This is a genomic window from Acinetobacter sp. NBRC 110496 (assembly GCF_000876115.1).
GTDB lineage: Bacteria > Pseudomonadota > Gammaproteobacteria > Pseudomonadales > Moraxellaceae > Acinetobacter.
Window position 1 is genome coordinate 53,083 of record NZ_BBTF01000011.1, and the last position, 16,648, is coordinate 69,730.

At 41.9% G+C, this 16,648-nt stretch carries 20 protein-coding genes and 1 pseudogene; 18 read left to right on the forward strand and 3 right to left on the reverse strand.

All coding sequences use genetic code 11. The features are described 5' to 3' along the window. Positions 1–34 precede the first annotated feature (34 nt). Genes panB through yjgA form a run of 5 tightly spaced genes read left to right on the forward strand, consistent with a single transcriptional unit; the run spans position 35 to position 3,366 of the window. The gene (gene panB, locus Aba26S_RS07810; RefSeq protein ID WP_004655682.1) at positions 35–844 is read left to right on the forward strand and encodes a 3-methyl-2-oxobutanoate hydroxymethyltransferase; all 810 of its coding nucleotides are present in this window, start codon (positions 35–37) and stop codon (positions 842–844) included. Positions 845–847: 3 nt separating this feature from the next. Beyond that, on the forward strand, positions 848–1,693 hold the full coding sequence (gene panC / locus Aba26S_RS07815) for a pantoate--beta-alanine ligase (RefSeq protein ID WP_005239649.1): 846 nt from the start codon (positions 848–850) through the stop codon (positions 1,691–1,693). Positions 1,694–1,712: 19 nt separating this feature from the next. Then, positions 1,713–2,564 (forward strand): RNase adapter RapZ, encoded by an 852-nt coding sequence (gene rapZ, locus Aba26S_RS07820; RefSeq protein ID WP_005239648.1) that lies wholly within the window; start codon positions 1,713–1,715, stop codon positions 2,562–2,564. Beyond that, positions 2,561–2,830 carry an HPr family phosphocarrier protein gene (locus tag Aba26S_RS07825; protein WP_004655677.1) on the forward strand — a complete coding sequence of 90 codons (270 nt, stop codon included), beginning with the start codon at positions 2,561–2,563 and terminating at the stop codon, positions 2,828–2,830. The genes rapZ and Aba26S_RS07825 overlap by 4 nt, the downstream gene beginning before the upstream one ends. 2 nt (positions 2,831–2,832) lie before the next feature. Further along, a complete protein-coding gene (gene yjgA, locus Aba26S_RS07830; RefSeq protein ID WP_005239647.1) occupies positions 2,833–3,366 on the forward strand; it encodes a ribosome biogenesis factor YjgA in 534 nt (177 codons plus the stop codon). Positions 3,367–3,419: 53 nt separating this feature from the next. On the opposite strand, the gene Aba26S_RS07835 is transcribed toward yjgA, so the two are convergent. Beyond that, a complete protein-coding gene (locus tag Aba26S_RS07835; RefSeq protein WP_005239646.1) occupies positions 3,420–5,063 on the reverse strand; it encodes an acyl-CoA synthetase in 1,644 nt (547 codons plus the stop codon). Positions 5,064–5,325: 262 nt separating this feature from the next. Here Aba26S_RS07835 and thrS point away from each other — a divergent pair, with 262 nt between their 5' ends. The 7 genes and pseudogenes from thrS to Aba26S_RS07870 all read left to right on the forward strand — a co-directional run bounded on the left by thrS (position 5,326) and on the right by Aba26S_RS07870 (position 10,930). Further along, positions 5,326–7,248 carry a threonine--tRNA ligase gene (thrS, locus tag Aba26S_RS07840; protein WP_005239645.1) on the forward strand — a complete coding sequence of 641 codons (1,923 nt, stop codon included), beginning with the start codon at positions 5,326–5,328 and terminating at the stop codon, positions 7,246–7,248. Between the two features lie 5 nt (positions 7,249–7,253). Further along, positions 7,254–7,805: a translation initiation factor IF-3 gene (infC, locus tag Aba26S_RS07845; protein ID WP_079281829.1), complete on the forward strand. Its 552-nt coding sequence runs from the start codon at positions 7,254–7,256 to the stop codon at positions 7,803–7,805. Positions 7,806–7,962: 157 nt separating this feature from the next. Beyond that, on the forward strand, positions 7,963–8,283 hold the full coding sequence (locus Aba26S_RS07850) for a hypothetical protein (RefSeq protein ID WP_043971183.1): 321 nt from the start codon (positions 7,963–7,965) through the stop codon (positions 8,281–8,283). A 127-nt stretch (positions 8,284–8,410) separates the two neighbouring features. Continuing rightward, positions 8,411–9,031, forward strand: coding sequence for a glutathione S-transferase N-terminal domain-containing protein (locus tag Aba26S_RS07855; RefSeq protein ID WP_005239641.1), 621 nt, complete (start codon positions 8,411–8,413; stop codon positions 9,029–9,031). Between the two features lie 19 nt (positions 9,032–9,050). Then, positions 9,051–9,518: pseudogene (locus Aba26S_RS07860) on the forward strand (hypothetical protein). Positions 9,519–9,589: 71 nt separating this feature from the next. Then, positions 9,590–10,441, forward strand: coding sequence for an arylamine N-acetyltransferase (locus tag Aba26S_RS07865; protein WP_043971185.1), 852 nt, complete (start codon positions 9,590–9,592; stop codon positions 10,439–10,441). Positions 10,442–10,504: 63 nt separating this feature from the next. Continuing rightward, positions 10,505–10,930 carry a YqaA family protein gene (locus Aba26S_RS07870; RefSeq protein ID WP_005239627.1) on the forward strand — a complete coding sequence of 142 codons (426 nt, stop codon included), beginning with the start codon at positions 10,505–10,507 and terminating at the stop codon, positions 10,928–10,930. A 33-nt stretch (positions 10,931–10,963) separates the two neighbouring features. Here Aba26S_RS07870 and Aba26S_RS07875 read toward each other — a convergent pair whose 3' ends face one another. Then, positions 10,964–12,217, reverse strand: a complete 1,254-nt coding sequence (locus tag Aba26S_RS07875) for an MFS transporter (protein WP_043971187.1) — start codon at positions 12,215–12,217, stop codon at positions 10,964–10,966. Positions 12,218–12,453: 236 nt separating this feature from the next. Here Aba26S_RS07875 and rpmI point away from each other — a divergent pair, with 236 nt between their 5' ends. The 5 genes from rpmI (at position 12,454) to Aba26S_RS07900 (ending at position 14,374) form a co-directional block, all read left to right on the forward strand. After that, positions 12,454–12,648 carry a 50S ribosomal protein L35 gene (gene rpmI / locus Aba26S_RS07880; protein ID WP_004637967.1) on the forward strand — a complete coding sequence of 65 codons (195 nt, stop codon included), beginning with the start codon at positions 12,454–12,456 and terminating at the stop codon, positions 12,646–12,648. Between the two features lie 11 nt (positions 12,649–12,659). Then, complete coding sequence (rplT, locus tag Aba26S_RS07885) at positions 12,660–13,019, forward strand: 50S ribosomal protein L20 (RefSeq protein WP_004655655.1); 360 nt, start codon at positions 12,660–12,662, stop codon at positions 13,017–13,019. Between the two features lie 92 nt (positions 13,020–13,111). Next, on the forward strand, positions 13,112–13,669 hold the full coding sequence (locus Aba26S_RS07890) for an NADAR family protein (RefSeq protein ID WP_043971218.1): 558 nt from the start codon (positions 13,112–13,114) through the stop codon (positions 13,667–13,669). A 24-nt stretch (positions 13,670–13,693) separates the two neighbouring features. Continuing rightward, entirely contained in the window at positions 13,694–14,071 is a 378-nt protein-coding gene (locus Aba26S_RS07895; protein ID WP_043971190.1) for a hypothetical protein, read from the forward strand. 105 nt (positions 14,072–14,176) lie between these two features. Further along, complete coding sequence (locus Aba26S_RS07900) at positions 14,177–14,374, forward strand: hypothetical protein (protein ID WP_005239609.1); 198 nt, start codon at positions 14,177–14,179, stop codon at positions 14,372–14,374. 57 nt (positions 14,375–14,431) lie between these two features. On the opposite strand, the gene Aba26S_RS07905 is transcribed toward Aba26S_RS07900, so the two are convergent. Further along, a complete protein-coding gene (locus tag Aba26S_RS07905) occupies positions 14,432–15,433 on the reverse strand; it encodes a hypothetical protein (RefSeq protein ID WP_043971192.1) in 1,002 nt (333 codons plus the stop codon). Between the two features lie 232 nt (positions 15,434–15,665). Between Aba26S_RS07905 and pheS the strand changes: the two genes are divergently transcribed. Continuing rightward, the gene (gene pheS, locus Aba26S_RS07910; RefSeq protein ID WP_005239606.1) at positions 15,666–16,646 is read left to right on the forward strand and encodes a phenylalanine--tRNA ligase subunit alpha; all 981 of its coding nucleotides are present in this window, start codon (positions 15,666–15,668) and stop codon (positions 16,644–16,646) included. Positions 16,647–16,648 lie beyond the last annotated feature (2 nt).

Below are 16,648 nucleotides of genomic sequence, written 5' to 3' on the forward strand. Positions count from 1 at the left end.
TTTCGTTCTGGAAACGCCTGTAGAGGACATCATCATGATTAGTCTAAGTGACTTAAGAAAGTTTAAAGCCGAAGGACGCAAGTTCTCATGCCTGACTTGTTACGATGCAAGTATGGCGAAAGCTATGGAATTGGCTGAAATTGATACGATTTTAATCGGTGATTCTCTAGGAATGGCAATTCAAGGCAGAGACTCTACGCTTCCTGTCACCGTTGAAGATATGGCATATCATACCGCTGCTGTACGCCGTGGAAATGCGCATGCCTTGATTATGACTGATTTGCCATTTATGAGCTATGCCACACTTGAGGATGGCTTGAAAAATGCTAAGACCGTGATGCAAGTCGGTGCACAAATGGTCAAAATCGAAGGTGGAGCTTGGCTCAGCGAATTGGTGACTGTGTTAACCCGTAATGGTATTCCGGTCTGCGTTCACTTGGGATTAACTCCTCAATCTGTACATGTGTTTGGTGGTTATAAGCTACAAGCAAGAACACGTGAAGCAGCAGATCAGTTGATTGCAGATTGCCAAGCAGTAGTTGATGCAGGTGCTGCGGTATTATTGCTTGAATGTGTTCCAGCTCAATTGGGCAAAGAAATTGCTGAATTATTCCCGAATACGCCAGTGATCGGAATTGGTGCGGGCAATGAAACCGATGGTCAAGTGCTCGTGGTACAGGACATGCTTGGTTTGACTTTTGGTCGTGTGGCACGTTTTGTTCGCAACTTCATGAAAGAACAGGCTGGTGAAACCGCGATTGTGGATGCATTTAAATCGTATCATGCTGCAGTTCAAGACCAGTCGTTCCCAGCCAAGGAACATACTTTCCAAGTTGAGCTTTAATTCATGAAAACTGAAACAACAATACAAGGCTTAACCGCATCATTGGCACCTGCGCGCAGTTCAAAAAAATTGATTGGTTTCGTACCAACTATGGGAAACTTGCACGAAGGTCATTTGACTTTGGTGCGTGAAGCAAAAAAACTGTGCGATGTCGTGGTGGTGAGTATTTTCGTCAATCCAATTCAGTTTGGTGCTGGTGAAGATTTTGAGAGTTATCCACGTACTTTAGAGCAAGATAGTCGTCTATTGGCGGATGTCGGCTGCGATATTATTTTTGCCCCAACGGTTGAGCAAATGTATGGTACACAACCACGTTTGACCAATATCAGTGTCGGTCAAATCACGGATGATCTGTGTGGAAAATCGCGCCCAGGTCATTTTGATGGCGTTGCGGTTGTGGTGACCAAGTTATTCAATATTGTACAGCCAGATTTTGCCTTCTTTGGGCAAAAAGACTATCAGCAATTGGCGGTGATTCGCCAGTTGGTACAAGATTTGAATATGCCACTGGAAGTGATTGGTGTGCCGATAGTCCGTGCTGAAGATGGACTTGCTTTAAGCTCGCGAAATGGTTATCTGACCGAACAGCAACGCGCTGTGGCACCAACGATTTACCAATTGCTTAAAGGCGCTGAGCAGCAATTGCATGAAGGGCAGGCGTTGTCACAGGTGTTAGAAAATATCTCTACTCAATTGACACAAGCAGGTTTTGTTGTGGATTATGTAGAAGCTCGCCAAACTAACTTGCAACCAATTCAACAGTTTGACCAGAATTTGGTGTTATTTATTGCAGCCAAGCTTGGTTCAACCCGGTTGATTGATAACTTACAAATCGACTTTAAAACATAAAAATGAAGGGCAAAACGCCATGAAGCGTATTCTTATCGTCACAGGTCAATCTGGTTCAGGGAAATCTTCGGCTTTACAAGTGCTTGAAGACTTGGGCTATTATTGTATAGATAATTTACCTTTGGCGTTATTGCCTGAAATTGTAGCCAAACTTGATCATGAAAATAATCTGGAGCAACTGGCTCTTGGGGTCGATATTCGAAGTACCCGTGCCGATATGCAAGAGTTTGATCATGTTTTTCAGCAATTACAACGACATGGTATAGTCGATATTATTTATCTGACCACACAGGATCAGGATTTGATTGCACGTTTTAGCGCATCTCGTCGACCTCATCCTCTGGCAAACCGCTTTAATAGTCTGCTGCAATGTATTCAGGAAGAGAAACAGCTTTTAATTCCGATACAATTCCGCTCCACAGTACATATTGATACCACCGATAAAAGTGTTCATGATTTAAAACATATTTTATTGTCCAAGCTTGGACAATCCGATAATTTGATCGTCATTTTGCAGTCCTTTGGTTATAAGCATGGCATTCCACTGGATGCAGATTATGTTTTTGACGTACGACATTTACCTAATCCACATTGGGATTTAGAATTACGCCGTTTTTCAGGTTTAGATGAACCTGTGCGCCGCTTTTTGGAAGGCAGTCAACAAACCAATGAGATGTTTGAAGATATTTATGCTTTTCTAGAGAAATGGTTACCTGCTTTTGCAGAAGGGCATCGCCATTACATGACCATTTCAGTGGGATGTACCGGTGGTCAGCATCGTTCAGTTTATATCGTGGATAGACTCAAACAAGCCCTTGAGGCAAAATGGGCTGTCCAAATCTTACATAGAGAAATGAAGCACTGGTCATGATAGACACAACAATTGATGTAATTAACAAACTTGGCTTACACGCGCGCGCATCTGGTAAACTGATTGAAGTGACGACCAAGTTTCGTGCTTCGATTCAAATTGGTAAGGGCGATAAGTTGGTTGATGCAAAAAATATTATGTCATTGTTGATGTTGGGTGCGGGTAAGGGCACTACATTAAGACTGGTGATCGAAGGTGCCGATGAAGACAAGGCACTGGAAGAAATTCAAACGCTGTTCGCAGCAAAATTTTATGAGGCAGAGTAATAGTGGCACGTGGTCCCCAACGTTATACCGATGAAGATTTTGAGTCATTAGATGGGCGTGCGAGTCGAACTGAGCAAAAAAAAGCAGTCCAGCGCATGGCCGCTTTGGGAGAGCAATTGGCTCAATTGAACCCAAAGCAGATTCAAAAACTTCCTGTCGATGAACGTTTAATTGATGCATTGCTTGAAGTGCAAAAGATCAGTTCATTTGAAGCACGTCGTCGTCAGTTCCAACGTGTTGGTAAGTTATTGCGCAATGAAGATGAAACCACAATTTTGTCTTATCTCACTCCGCAGCAAGGCGCGAAAAAACAAATGCAGTTGATGCGTTGGGTTGATCGTATGATTGATCAAGGTGATCCAATCATTAATGAATTTAGTAAAGTATTTAATGCCTCTGAACGACATACCTTGCGTCAGCATGTTTTGCGTATCCATCGTGATATCAAACAGCAAGTCAGTGAAGAAGAGTTAGAGGCGTCAAAACGCAAATTTGTAAACTATGTGCAACAGGTGGCGTTGTTATCTGAGCAGTAAAGATCAAGTCAAAAAGAAGTTTCCTAGGAAACTTCTTTTTTTTATGGGAGAACTTAATTTCTAAACTCACTTGCCGCCCGTTCCTTTGCCCATTCCCTTAAAATAAATTTCTGCAATTTTCCTGTCGCAGTCTTGGGAATCTCAGTAATTACCACATCTTTGGGAACTTTGAAGCGAGCCAGTTCTTGCTGGCAATGCGCAATGAGCTCTTCGGCAGAGGCGGATGTACCCTGTTTCAGTTCAATGAAAGCACAAGGTACTTCTTGCCAGCGCGCATCCGGTTTAGCAACGACTGCTGCTGTAAGTACTGCTGGGTGGCGGTAAAGCACATCTTCGACTTCGAGTGATGAAATATTTTCGCCACCTGAAATAATAATATCTTTGGAGCGATCAGTAATTTTGGCATAACCATCCGCATGGCTCACGGCTAAATCACCTGTATGAAACCATCCTCCTTTAAAGGCCTCTGCTGTGGCTTGCGGATTCTTTAAATAGCCTTTCATGACGATATTGCCGCGGAACATGATTTCGCCCATGGTTTGTCCATCATTGGGAACAGGTTGCATGGTTTCTGGATCAAGTACCCGCATACTATCCTGTAGCGGATAAGGCACGCCTTGACGAGAGTGGAGTTGCGCCTGTTCCTGAATGGATAAATCACTCCAACCTGCTTGGGAAGCACATAAGGCTGAAGGGCCGTAGGTCTCAGTCAAGCCATAGACATGATTGACGTTAATGCCAATATTGTGCATGCCCTCAATGATCGCTACAGGTGGTGCAGCACCAGCCACCATGACTTCGACGTGATGCTCAAAAGCAGTTCTCTGTTCGTTTGGCGTGTTGATCAGCATGGACAATACTATCGGCGCACCACAGAAATAATCGACTTTATGTGCTGCAATATATTTAAAAATCAGGGTTGGATCGACGCGACGCAAACATATATTGGTGCCACCACTGGCGGCAATTGACCAGGCAAAGCACCAACCATTGCAATGAAATAGTGGTAAGGTCCAAAGGTATGTAGCACGAGGTTTCATGCCACAAGCCAAGATATTACTGGCCGCATTCAGATAAGCGCCACGATGGTGATAAACCACACCTTTAGGATTGCCTGTGGTACCAGACGTATAGTTGAGACTAATCGCATCCCATTCATCTTGTGGTAATAGCCATTCAAATTCAGGGTCGCCTTGAGCGAGCCATGACTCATATTCATACTGTCCAAGCGCAATCTGTTCCCCGTCAAACTCAGCATCAAAGACATCAATCACGATGATGTCTTGAGGGATCAGCGTGAGTACTTCTGCTGCAACTTGGCGAAACTCGGGATCAACCAGCAGGACTTTGGCTTCTGCATGTTCAAGCATAAAGGCAATGGATTTGGCATCGAGGCGGGTGTTTAAGGTATTCAATACGGCACCTGCCATGGGTACAGCAAAATGTGCTTCAATCATGGCGGGGATGTTGGGTAAGAGCACAGAAACGGTGTCGTTCTTTTGGATGCCCAAACGTATTAATTGGTGTGCAAATTGCCGACAACGCTGATACGTCTGTTGCCAAGTAATGTGACGATCAGCATGAATAATCGCCGCTTGCTGTGGATAAATGTAAGCTGCGCGCTCTAAATAACGTAGCGGAGACAAGGCCACAAAATTGGCGGGGGTCTTTGGTAATTCATCATATGCACTGACCATGTGTATTGTTTCCTTTCTGTTCTTTTCATTTATAACTAAACTATTCTGTCATCGAGTCTAAAGCATTTAGGCTTTAGTCGGAGATGAATCTAGACTGATCTTGGGTTTTTCTAGTTCAGAGGTTTCATCCACAGCTAAACCCGTGTAAAATCTTGGATACTTTTTTATCCGCCGTTTTTTATCTTTTGAGGCTACGCCTCAATACATAATCTCGCGGTGATATGCTCCTTCGTATAGGGCATCACTCCTTAAGGATTTTATTATGCCAATCATTACTTTACCAAATGGTGATCAGAAACAGTTTGATCATCCGATTTCCGTGATGGAACTTGCTCAAAGCATTGGTCCGGGTCTTGCAAAAAATACAGTTGCTGGCCGTATCAATGATCGCTTGGTGGATGCTTGTGATTTAATCACAGAAGATGCAACAGTTCAGATTATTACCCCTAAAGATGAAGAAGGTTTAGAAATCATTCGTCACTCATGTGCGCACTTGGTTGGACATGCGGTTAAGCAATTGTTCCCAGAAGCGAAAATGGTGATCGGTCCTGTGATCGAAGAAGGTTTCTACTACGACATCTGGATGCCACGTCCATTTACTTTGGATGATATGGCTGCAGTTGAAGAGCGCATGAAAAAGCTCATCGACCAAGATTATGATGTCATCAAAAAGATGACTCCACGTGATGAAGTGATTGCAGAATTCACAGCACGTGGCGAAGAATACAAATTACGCTTGATTGCAGACATGCCGAACGAAACACAAATGGGCTTGTACTACCATCAAGATTATTTGGATATGTGCCGTGGTCCGCACGTACCCAACACTAAATTCTTAAAATCATTCAAACTCACTAAAATCTCTGGTGCTTACTGGCGTGGTGATGCGAAGAATGAACAGCTACAGCGTATTTATGGGACTGCTTGGGCGGACAAAAAGCAGTTAGCTGCTTATATCAAACGTATTGAAGAAGCTGAAAAGCGTGACCACCGGAAAATTGGTAAAGCTTTAGACCTGTTCCATATGCAAGAAGAAGCACCGGGTATGGTGTTCTGGCATCCGAACGGCTGGACTATTTACCAAGTGCTTGAACAATACATGCGTAAAGTTCAGCAAGACAATGGTTACCAAGAAATCAAGACACCACAAATTGTAGACTTCACCTTGTGGGAAAAGTCTGGACATGCGGCAAACTATGCTGAAAATATGTTTACGACTCACTCTGAAAGTCGTAACTATGCAGTGAAGCCAATGAACTGCCCATGTCACGTGCAAGTGTTTAACCAAGGTTTGAAATCTTACCGTGATTTACCAATTCGCTTGGCGGAGTTTGGTTCTTGTCACCGTAATGAGCCATCAGGTTCTTTACATGGCATTATGCGTGTTCGTGGCTTTACTCAAGATGATGCGCACATTTTCTGTACCAAAGAACAGATTGGTAAAGAAGTGGCTGACTTTATTAAACTGACTTTAGATGTTTATAAAGACTTCGGCTTTGAAGAAGTACAGATGAAATTGTCTACACGTCCAGAAAAACGTGTGGGGGATGATGCACTTTGGGACTTGGCTGAAAAATCTTTGGCGGATGCTTTGGATGATGCAGGCTTGGCTTGGGACTTGCAACCAGGTGAAGGCGCATTCTATGGCCCGAAAATTGAATTCTCATTGAAAGACTGTTTAGGCCGTATCTGGCAGTGCGGTACAATCCAGTGTGACTTCAACTTGCCAATCCGTTTAGACGCGTCTTATGTCACTGAAGACAATGATCGTGATCAGCCAGTCATGTTGCATCGTGCAATTCTTGGCAGTTTCGAGCGTTTTATTGGTATACTAATTGAACACTATGCGGGGTTCATGCCACCTTGGCTTGCACCAATCCAAGCTTGTGTGATGAATATTACCGATTCACAAGCGGAAGCAAGTGAACAAGTGGTCGCAAAACTCAAAGAAAATGGTCTTCGTGCTATTTCTGACTTGAGAAATGAAAAGATCGGATTTAAGATTCGTGAGCGTACCCTAGAGCGTATTCCTTACCTTCTGGTTCTTGGTGATCGGGAAGTTGAAGAAGGTACAGTTAATGTGCGTACTCGCTCAGGAAAAAATTTAGGTACTATGTCAGTAGATGCATTTATTGACTTAGTGAAATCTGCCGTTGCCGAACGTGGCCGGTACATCGTGGAGTAATAAAGATTAAACAGCCTGACCGTAACCAACAACAAGGTGCTAAAAGTAACCGTCCTGCAATTAACGATGAGATCCGTGCGAAAGAAGTACGCCTCGTCGCTGCAGATGGGGAACAAAAAGGTGTTGTTTCATTAAATGAAGCATTGCGTGCTGCAGAAGAAGCTAATCTTGACCTTGTTGAGATTGTGGCAAATGCAGAACCTCCTGTTTGTAAGATCATGGACTACAACAAGCACTTATTTGACTTGAAACAGAAGCAAAAAGATGCGAAGAAAAAACAGCATCAAGTGCAAGTGAAAGAAATCAAGTTACGTCCAGCGACGGACGTAGGTGATTACCAAGTAAAATTGCGTGCAATTTTACGTTTCCTTGAAGAAGGAAATAAGGTGAAAATCACTTTGCGTTTCCGTGGTCGTGAGATGGCACACCAACAGCTTGGTTTAGCTCAATTACAAAAAATTGAAGCTGACGTTGCTGAGTTTGGTGTTGTTGAACAAGCGCCGAAGATGGAAGGCCGTCAGATGGGCATGTTGCTTGGTCCGAAAAAGAAAAAGTAATTTTTTCTTAGAAAAAGCACCGCAATAGGCGGTGCTTTTTTATGTCTAAAATCATAGGTTGTTTTATTAAAAAAATGTTAAGCATCATTTGGTATAATGAAAACAGACAAGGCTTGCATTGCCGGATAATTACACTATTTCAAAATAGGAAAAATACATGTCTATAATCACCGGTACTGAACAACTTTCTGAAATTAATCAAAAAGTAGTACAAGATGGCGAGGTTCTGCCTCAGGTTAAACTTAAAGATGGCAGTCGTGTTCAAACAGGGACAGTTGCCACTATGCTGCATAATATTAATCTCTATAATGCAGGCGTTCGCGGCACTGTGGAAGAAGAGTTAACCTTGGCTGTACCCACCTTATTCAAAGTCGGTATGTTTGATTTATTTTCTGTTGATGAATGGATCAATGGCAGCAATGCAGGTCGTAAATTTGTCGGTGAAAAGGCCAAGGAGTTTTTGCAAAGCCAAGTTTAAATTTCCAAACATTGTCTTTGAAAACACGGCTTTATTGTTTCTTTTCGTGCTTATTTGCTGATCAGTAAGTCGAAAGTGTGCTATAACGCAAAAAACAGTCAAGATAATGATGAACAGGACAATATAAATGATTGACTTATATTATTGGGGGACACCCAATGGGCATAAAATAACAATTGCCTTAGAGGAAATGGGACTCGACTATCAGATTTTCCCAATTAATATTTTAGAAAACGATCAGTTTCAACCTGATTTTCTCAGAATCTCTCCAAATAATAAAATTCCAGCCATTGTTGATCAAAATGGCCCACGAGGCGAGCCGATTTCAGTGTTTGAGTCTGGTGCGATCTTACAATATTTAGGTCGAAAAACCGGCCTGTTCTATCCAACAGATGAACAAGAGCGTGTTGAGGTGGAACAATGGTTGATGTGGCAAATGGGCGGTTTTGGTCCAATGCTGGGACAAAATCATCATTTCAATAAATTTGCACCCGAACGGATTCCTTATGCCATTGAGCGATATATTAATGAAACCAAACGCCTGTACACTGTTTTAAATAAGCAATTGATTGGGCAAAAATTTGTGGCAGGTGAATACTCCATTGCCGATATGGCAATCTTGCCTTGGGCATTACGTTACGAGTGGCAAGGTATTCAACTTGAGGACTATCCTTATGTGAAAGACTACATTGAACGTCTTACAGCTCGTCCTGCGATACAAAAAGCCTTATCGATCAAAGTGGGATGAGCCTGAATCAAAAGGCTGGATGGCGTTCTATTTCAAACATTGGGTGATTGCGATGGGATTGTTGTTGCTCACAGCAATCCTTTGTGCTCAGTTGCAAAAGCTCTATTCAGAGAGTCATTTAGTGGTTTTGGTATTTGCTTTTATTACTGTTTTAGGGCTCTTATTTTCTACACTTTTTGCTTGGTTGCAGCTTGAAACTGGAAACTTATATTTAAGTACAGCGGTGTTTGTTGGATTTTTAAATGTATATCTAGTGTTATACATTTATCTTGATCTTACCGTGTCTATTGACTGGGCAGCAGTCTCTACGGGTGAAATACAGCTTATGTGATAACAAAAAATGGTCAGGTCTGATCTTACTGTTTGGCTCTTATTTCTTTTTCTATTCATTTTTTCAGTTATGTATTTTTCTATTCGATCTAAAAAAGCGAAAATTAATCTTTGGCAAAACCGTATCTTTATGGCTGTCAGCAGGGCAGTTTTATAATTGTGTAATTTTTCATCTGCTCTACGCATGTTCAAGCTACGATGTTTTAAGTTCAAAAAAGATAACGTATCATGCAAACTCAAATATCCGCCCTTTATTTAAAAAAGCTTGGTTTTAAAGGCGAATTTTTACCGACCTTGGATCATCTTAAGACCTTGTTAAACCTGCATGTGCAAACCATTCCTTTTGGCAATTTTTCCTCTTTTCTTGAAGAGGAGGTCTCCTTAGAACCCAATCAACTTGCTCAGAAATTATTGCTTGATGGACGTGAAGGCTATTGTTTAGAGCAGAGTAGCTTGACCAGAGTTGTACTCACTGAACTAGGCTATGAGGCTTATAATGTACTCGGTCGGGTCTATTATCAAAGCTCGCCGATCACTACGCCTGTACGCACGCATTTGGTCACAGTGGTTCGTATCAATCAGCAATTGTTCTTATATGATCCAGGATTTGGCGGGATGACGCCAACTACGACCTTGTCTCTTGATCAAATTGGTGAAACACAGCAAACACCATTAGAACCCTTTAGATGGGTAGATGTCGAGCAGAGTGGTTTGGATCATTCGGTATTAACCGAGATGAAATATATGCTGCAAGTCTGCCTTCAGGATCAGTGGGTGAATGTCTATGCAATTAATCCGACACAGCAAATTGCAGATGCGGATGCCTTGGTTGCCAATTGGTATATTTCGACCTCGCCTGAATCCTTGTTTACCCAGCATTTAATGTTATCTACTGCTAATAGCGAAATGCGGATCACGTTAAAAGATCAGGTCTTAAGAACGCATGGCAAAGGTGGCTCAAATAAAAAAGAGTTAACTAATTTTGATGAATTTGAATGCACCATTAAGACCTCTTTTCAAATGAATATCAGCGATGAGCAACTACATGCTAGTTGGGAAAAACTGGCACAGACTCAATAATTACAGATTATAGTGCGGTAGGCTGCTATGCTTTGATTGATATTGAGTGATCCCTTTAAATTGATGTCCTATTTTTTATTATTTCTCTCAGCCTTTGGCGCTGCGACCTTATTACCGTTACAGTCTGAAGCGGTATTAATGGCGTTGTTGGTACAAGGACTTTCAAATCCTTTTTATCTAATTTTAGTTGCGACCATTGGTAATGTCTTGGGTTCCTGTGTGAATTGGTGGCTTGGACTGAAAATTGAACATTTTAAAGATAAGAAATGGTTTCCTGTTTCAGAGCAACGGTTGCTACAAGCACAACAGATTTATCATAAATATGGCTTTTATTCATTGCTACTGAGTTGGACGCCCGTGATTGGTGATCCCATTACCTTGATTGCTGGGTTGATGAAAGAAAACTTTTGGCGATTCTTGTTAATTGTCACCATTGCCAAAGGTGGGCGATATCTCACCTTATACGCACTCTATTTAGGAATCTTTTAAAAAAGGGAAAGATGTGATGCTTTCCCTTTCAGTTTATTGATTATTGCCTTTGGTGATGTCAACTTTGAATAAGTCACTGGTTTTAAACCAGCAGTAACTCACCACCGCCAGTGTGATACAACCGCCAAGAATGGTTGCGGTGATGGTGCCAAGATATTTAGCTGCGAGACCTGATTCAAAAGCACCGAGTTCATTGCTTGAAGATACAAACATGCCGTTTACTGCTGCGACACGGCCTCGCATATTTTCCGGTGGGAAAATTTGCAATACAGTTTGACGAACCACGACCGAAACACTGTCACAAGCACCGGTCATGGCCAAAGCAAAGAGGGACAGCCACATATTGTTCGAGAAGGCGAACAGAATGGTAAAAAGACCAAAGCCCGCGACGGCCAATAGCATATTGCGCCATGCATGATGCATTGGCGGGAACTTGGTCAGCACGATCATGGTGATTAGTGCACCAATCGATGGCGCAGCACGTAAATAGCCAAGACCTTCAGGACCCACCTTTAAAATTTCTTCAGCAAAAATCGGCAAAAGGGCAATCACGCCACCAAATAGAACGGAAACGAGATCCAGTGAAATAGCCCACAGAACAATCTTGGTTTTCCAGATAAAGCGGAAACCATCGGTCAGGCTTTGTAGGACATTCTCAGTTTCCATTTTGGGGAAAGTACGATTCTGTAAGCAATTAATCAAAATAAAACAGACCGCCAATAAGATCGATACGGCAAAGAGACTGTTTTCTCGGCCAAGAACGGCCAGCATAAAACCACCTAACATTGGCCCAATAATGACACCACTTTGCCAGCCAATCGTGGTCCAAGTGGCACCATTGGCATACAGTTCACGTGGAATCAAAAAAGGTTTCAGTGAGGTCGCAGATGGATTGTAAAATCCCCGAATGGTGCCTAAGGCAAAGATGACGGCATAGATACCCCAAGACAGCGTGCTAATGCCAATTTTTTCTAAACCATATAAATGGAATAAGCCCCAAAGCACCAAAGGCAAAGGAATGGAAAAGAATAAACAGACTTTCATAATGCTTTGCTTATTCAGCTTATCGGCAAAATATCCCCCCCATAAGGACAGGGTGATGAAGGGAATCGCTTCGGCCAGACCAATGAAACCCAGCGTAAGTGGGTCACGCGTGATTTGATAGAGTGAATACGCCACGATAATTTCCTGAATCAAGATCGCCAGCGTTAAGCAAAATTGATTGAGGGTGACGATAGAGAAATCCCGATAGCGCAAGGCGGCGAAAGCGTCATTCTGTATATTCATATGGATAGAGATTTAACAATTTGTATTTATTATAGGCGCTGATTTTGTGCATGTTTCTCATCGTTTGAGAATTAATTATGGGAAATAACGTTTGCTGAAAACAGCGCTATTTCTGTCAAAAAATGAGCATTTTGCTTTTGTTTTGAGTAGAGATACTATATGATACTGCCTTCCTTACCTGCAGGTTGATTTGCAATAGTGCAAACGTGCCGAACAGGTGCCCAAAAGAGGTTACTATGGCTAAGTTAAAAACTCGCCGTGGTGCAGCTAAACGCTTTAAAGCGACTGCAAACGGTTTCAAGCGCAAACAAGCATTCAAGCGCCACATTTTGACCAAAAAATCTGCTAAGCGTATCCGTCAATTGCGCGGTTGTGTAATGGTTCACGTAAGTGACGTTGCATCAGTTCGTGCTATGTGCCCATACATCTAAGGAGATTATAAATGGCTCGTGTAAAACGTGGTGTAGTGGCTCATCGCCGTCACAAAAAAATTCTTGCTCGCGCTAAAGGTTACTATGGTGCTCGTTCACGCGTTTATCGCGTAGCGTTCCAAGCGGTAATCAAAGCTGGTCAATACGCTTACCGTGACCGCCGTCAAAAGAAACGTCAATTCCGTGCTTTATGGATTGCGCGTATCAATGCTGGTGCTCGTCAAAACGGTTTGTCATACAGCCGTATGATCGATGGCTTGAAAAAAGCTCAAGTGATCATCGACCGTCGCGTATTAGCTGACATCGCTATGCATGATGCAATTGCATTTGCTGCTTTAGCTGAAAAAGCTAAAGGCGCATTAGCTGCATAAGCTTAGAGATTCAAAGAAGGCCGCTTTTTAGCGGTCTTTTTTATTTTTAGGGTATTGGATTTTCAATAATAGATAATAATCAGAGATAGATGATGCAAGACGAACAATTTTTAAATGATTTAATTCAACACGTCCAACAAGGGCGTCAATTTAAATATTTATATTTCTGGGGACATACCCCAAAGCAAAACAATCATGTGGATAAAAGTTGTTTTAGTCAGTGGTTTCCATCGCCATTTAAACAGGATGGCGTTGAATATCTCACGGCTGAACATTATATGATGGCGCAAAAAGCTAAACTCTTTAATGATGATGAGATATTTGATCGGATTTTGAAGGTCACACATCCAAATGAAGCAAAACAGCTCGGTCGTAAAGTACAACACTATGATGAACAACTGTGGCAGCAAAAACGTTTTGAAATCGTGGTACAGGCAAATTTGGCCAAATTCTCACAATATCCAGAATTAAGCGATTTCTTACTTGCCACACATGATCGTATTTTGGTTGAAGCATCGCCTGTTGATAAGGTTTGGGGAATTGGTTTGGCACAAGATCACCAGCAGATCCAAGATCCCAGCCAATGGCAGGGGTTAAACTTACTTGGTTTTGCACTCATGCAGGTTCGTGTCCAGCTTTCAACTTTGTAGTATTTAGCTGATCTAGGAGTAATTATGCGCAGACAATATCACTTTAGAGCAGTGGGTAAGGATACTTATATCTGGGATGTACATCATTTGCTGAAGTTAACCCAAAACTTGATGCCTAAGAAGGTTTTATTGGCTGATATTCAAGAGTTAAACGAAGCCTATTGGTTTCCAGATCAATATCCAACAACCCAACAAATCATTGAGCACTTTCAATTGATTCAAGACGCTGATCTGAGTTATCCAATTATCTTGTGTGCACAAGGGAGAGTCATGGATGGGATGCATCGTGTCGCTAAAGCTAGTTTGCTTCAACAAAAAGATATTCTCGCCGTACAATTTGAGCAAACGCCTGAGCCTGATTTTATCAATGTGAATCAAGATGGCCTGGATTATGAGGATTAAATCAATCTCTTGATTGACTTGAAGATTACATAACCCAAACAGGTTCGATTAGACTTTTGCACTGGAATCTTTTTACAGTAGAGAAAACAACATCAGGATAAAAACATGTTAGTGAGTGTAGAAGGGTTACAGCAAGGCGCATTTGAAACTGAACTGAGTATCGTGCCAAGAAAGGGTGAAACCATCCGAATTTTTTATGGGCCAGATGCTGAAGTTGAGGGTGAAATTGCAAATGTGCATCACATTGTCAATCAGCATGATGGTGGGCATAAAGTCATTATAACAATTCGACCGACATTCTAATTCGATAAAAGAAAAAACCTAGATAATATGATCTAGGTTTTTTCTTTTACAGGGTGATTACAGACCAAAATAATAAGCAAGCAGACAGATAATCACAGTCAAGATAATCAGTTTAATCACACCTGATGCACCCACTTTATGATGCTGGGCTTTATCTGATTGATGCTGTATTTCCATGGTTCGATCAATGATTTCAGGTTCTTCCGCTGTCAATTGAGCTGTCTGGTAATGATTTGCTATTTTCACAATCAGCTTGGCAAATAAATCATCAGTCTTCTGTGAAAAATTACGTAAATTGATTTGTTCTTCAGGACTCATCAATTCACCTGTCGCATGATAAGGATGTTGTCTTTGTTGTTGCAAATAATCAGCCAAAGCTTGAGTCCGATGTAATAGGCGATGTGCACAATCTGCTGGATAATCGGTTGGAATTAAGGCAAGTTGCTGGTTTGGTGTACTGATCGAATCAAATTCATAGCCATAGAAAGGAAGGTCTTGTTGTTCCGGTTCTGAGAAATGTTCTGCGTATTTGCTGTCAAACAGTTCTTTCTCCAAAAAAATAGCAACCTGATTCCAATTGACCTTCTGTAAGTCGGTATCAATTTTTTTAGCGAATTTATCATTCAACTCATAACGCCAAAATACTTCTTGGCGGAGTGTGATTTGTTGTGATGAGGGAGCATCAAAGACTTGATCACTGTTATCCCATTCAGCCAGTTCTTGCCCACAAATCCACGCGGTTTTTTTATTGCCTTGGTGGCTCACAATAAAATGTGCAAAGGGAAGTAGCTCGACATTGGCATTGGGATTCTGCTCATCATTGAGTACACTGGATAAATGTAGGCTGAGTTTTTTAACCCCTTGTTTTTTCAAGCCTTCAAGCCAAATCTGGAAGTGTTGTGCCAACAGGTGCTGGGAGAGTAAATCCCTAAAAATCAGTCGATTTTGATTGAAAATCGGATGTTCAATCCAGCGGCTAAAAGGGAGTTCATCTGCAAGAAACTCATTGCCATAAGTCACAAGTGTAAGCTGTTGTTTCCAGATTTGATCAAGCGCCATCGTTATTCTTTCTCATTGACGATATCGTTATCTTATACATTTTATTCAATTATTGATTATTTTTTTTCGAAAATTTAAAGGATTGATTGGGTGTTCTGGCGATTTTATCTTCAGATTGCTGATTGAAAAAGGATGTTATTTAAACAGTGGTTTATCTTCATAAAATAGGTAAAAAGCTGATAAACTATAGCGTTTTATTATATTTCTATATTTTGTTGCTTTGAGAGTTACTATGTCACTGGAAGCCCTGACCACTGAAGCGCTTGCTGCCATTGCAGCGGCTCAAGACCTTGCTGCACTCGATCAAGTCCGTGTGCAATTTACAGGGAAGAAAAGCCAGCTTGCAGAGCAGTCGAAAGCACTTGGAAAAATGGATCCTGAAGAGCGAAAAGTACAAGGTGCTGCGATTCATGCTGTGCGTGAAGCAATCAATACAGCTTTGACTGAGCGTCAACAGACATTACAACAAGCTGAACTTGCAAAAAAACTGGCAAGTGAAACCATTGATATTACTTTACCAGGTCGCGGTCAGCGCATGGGAAGTATTCATCCTGTTACTCAGGTACAAGAGCGTATTTGCCAATTCTTTACCAAAGCAGGTTTCCAAGTAGCACACGGTCCAGAAGTTGAAGATGACTATCACAACTTTGAAGCCCTAAATATTCCTGGGCATCACCCAGCACGTGCCATGCACGACACCTTTTACTTTGACGCAACTCATCTGCTACGTACCCATACTTCGGGTGTGCAAATCCGAACCATGGAAACTAGCCAGCCGCCGATCCGTATCGTGTGCCCAGGCCGTGTTTATCGTTGTGACTCTGATCAAACCCATTCGCCAATGTTCCATCAGATCGAAGGTTTGTATGTTGCTGAAAATACCAGTTTTGCTGAGTTAAAGGGGTTGTTGATTAACTTGCTCAATGAATTCTTTGAAAAAGATTTAAAAGTACGTTTCCGTCCATCTTACTTCCCATTTACCGAGCCAAGTGCTGAAGTGGATATCATGGATGAACGTGGTCGTTGGTTAGAAGTTTTAGGCTGCGGCATGGTACATCCAAATGTACTACGTGCTGCAGGAATTGATCCTGATAAATACAAAGGCTTTGCCTTTGGTCTAGGGGTAGAGCGTTTTGCAATGTTGCGTTATGGCATCAATGATTTACGTATGTTCTACCAAAATGACGTGCGTTTCTTACGCCAGTTTGCCTAAAC

Bases quoted from the DNA above. Each gene is read 5' to 3' on its own strand.
- rplT (WP_004655655.1), top strand. From the start codon at position 12,660: ATGGCTCGTGTAAAACGTGGTGTAGTGGCTCATCGCCGTCACAAAAAA.
- Aba26S_RS07835 (WP_005239646.1), bottom strand. From the start codon at position 5,063: ATGGTCAGTGCATATGATGAATTACCAAAGACCCCCGCCAATTTTGTG.
- Aba26S_RS07870 (WP_005239627.1), top strand. From the start codon at position 10,505: ATGTCCTATTTTTTATTATTTCTCTCAGCCTTTGGCGCTGCGACCTTA.
- Aba26S_RS07875 (WP_043971187.1), bottom strand. From the start codon at position 12,217: ATGAATATACAGAATGACGCTTTCGCCGCCTTGCGCTATCGGGATTTC.
- Aba26S_RS07825 (WP_004655677.1), top strand. From the start codon at position 2,561: ATGATAGACACAACAATTGATGTAATTAACAAACTTGGCTTACACGCG.
- rpmI (WP_004637967.1), top strand. From the start codon at position 12,454: ATGGCTAAGTTAAAAACTCGCCGTGGTGCAGCTAAACGCTTTAAAGCG.
- Aba26S_RS07850 (WP_043971183.1), top strand. From the start codon at position 7,963: ATGTCTATAATCACCGGTACTGAACAACTTTCTGAAATTAATCAAAAA.
- thrS (WP_005239645.1), top strand. From the start codon at position 5,326: ATGCCAATCATTACTTTACCAAATGGTGATCAGAAACAGTTTGATCAT.
- panC (WP_005239649.1), top strand. From the start codon at position 848: ATGAAAACTGAAACAACAATACAAGGCTTAACCGCATCATTGGCACCT.
- Aba26S_RS07905 (WP_043971192.1), bottom strand. From the start codon at position 15,433: ATGGCGCTTGATCAAATCTGGAAACAACAGCTTACACTTGTGACTTAT.
- Aba26S_RS07855 (WP_005239641.1), top strand. From the start codon at position 8,411: ATGATTGACTTATATTATTGGGGGACACCCAATGGGCATAAAATAACA.
- Aba26S_RS07895 (WP_043971190.1), top strand. From the start codon at position 13,694: ATGCGCAGACAATATCACTTTAGAGCAGTGGGTAAGGATACTTATATC.
- rapZ (WP_005239648.1), top strand. From the start codon at position 1,713: ATGAAGCGTATTCTTATCGTCACAGGTCAATCTGGTTCAGGGAAATCT.
- Aba26S_RS07890 (WP_043971218.1), top strand. From the start codon at position 13,112: ATGCAAGACGAACAATTTTTAAATGATTTAATTCAACACGTCCAACAA.
- panB (WP_004655682.1), top strand. From the start codon at position 35: ATGATTAGTCTAAGTGACTTAAGAAAGTTTAAAGCCGAAGGACGCAAG.
- Aba26S_RS07900 (WP_005239609.1), top strand. From the start codon at position 14,177: ATGTTAGTGAGTGTAGAAGGGTTACAGCAAGGCGCATTTGAAACTGAA.
- pheS (WP_005239606.1), top strand. From the start codon at position 15,666: ATGTCACTGGAAGCCCTGACCACTGAAGCGCTTGCTGCCATTGCAGCG.
- Aba26S_RS07865 (WP_043971185.1), top strand. From the start codon at position 9,590: ATGCAAACTCAAATATCCGCCCTTTATTTAAAAAAGCTTGGTTTTAAA.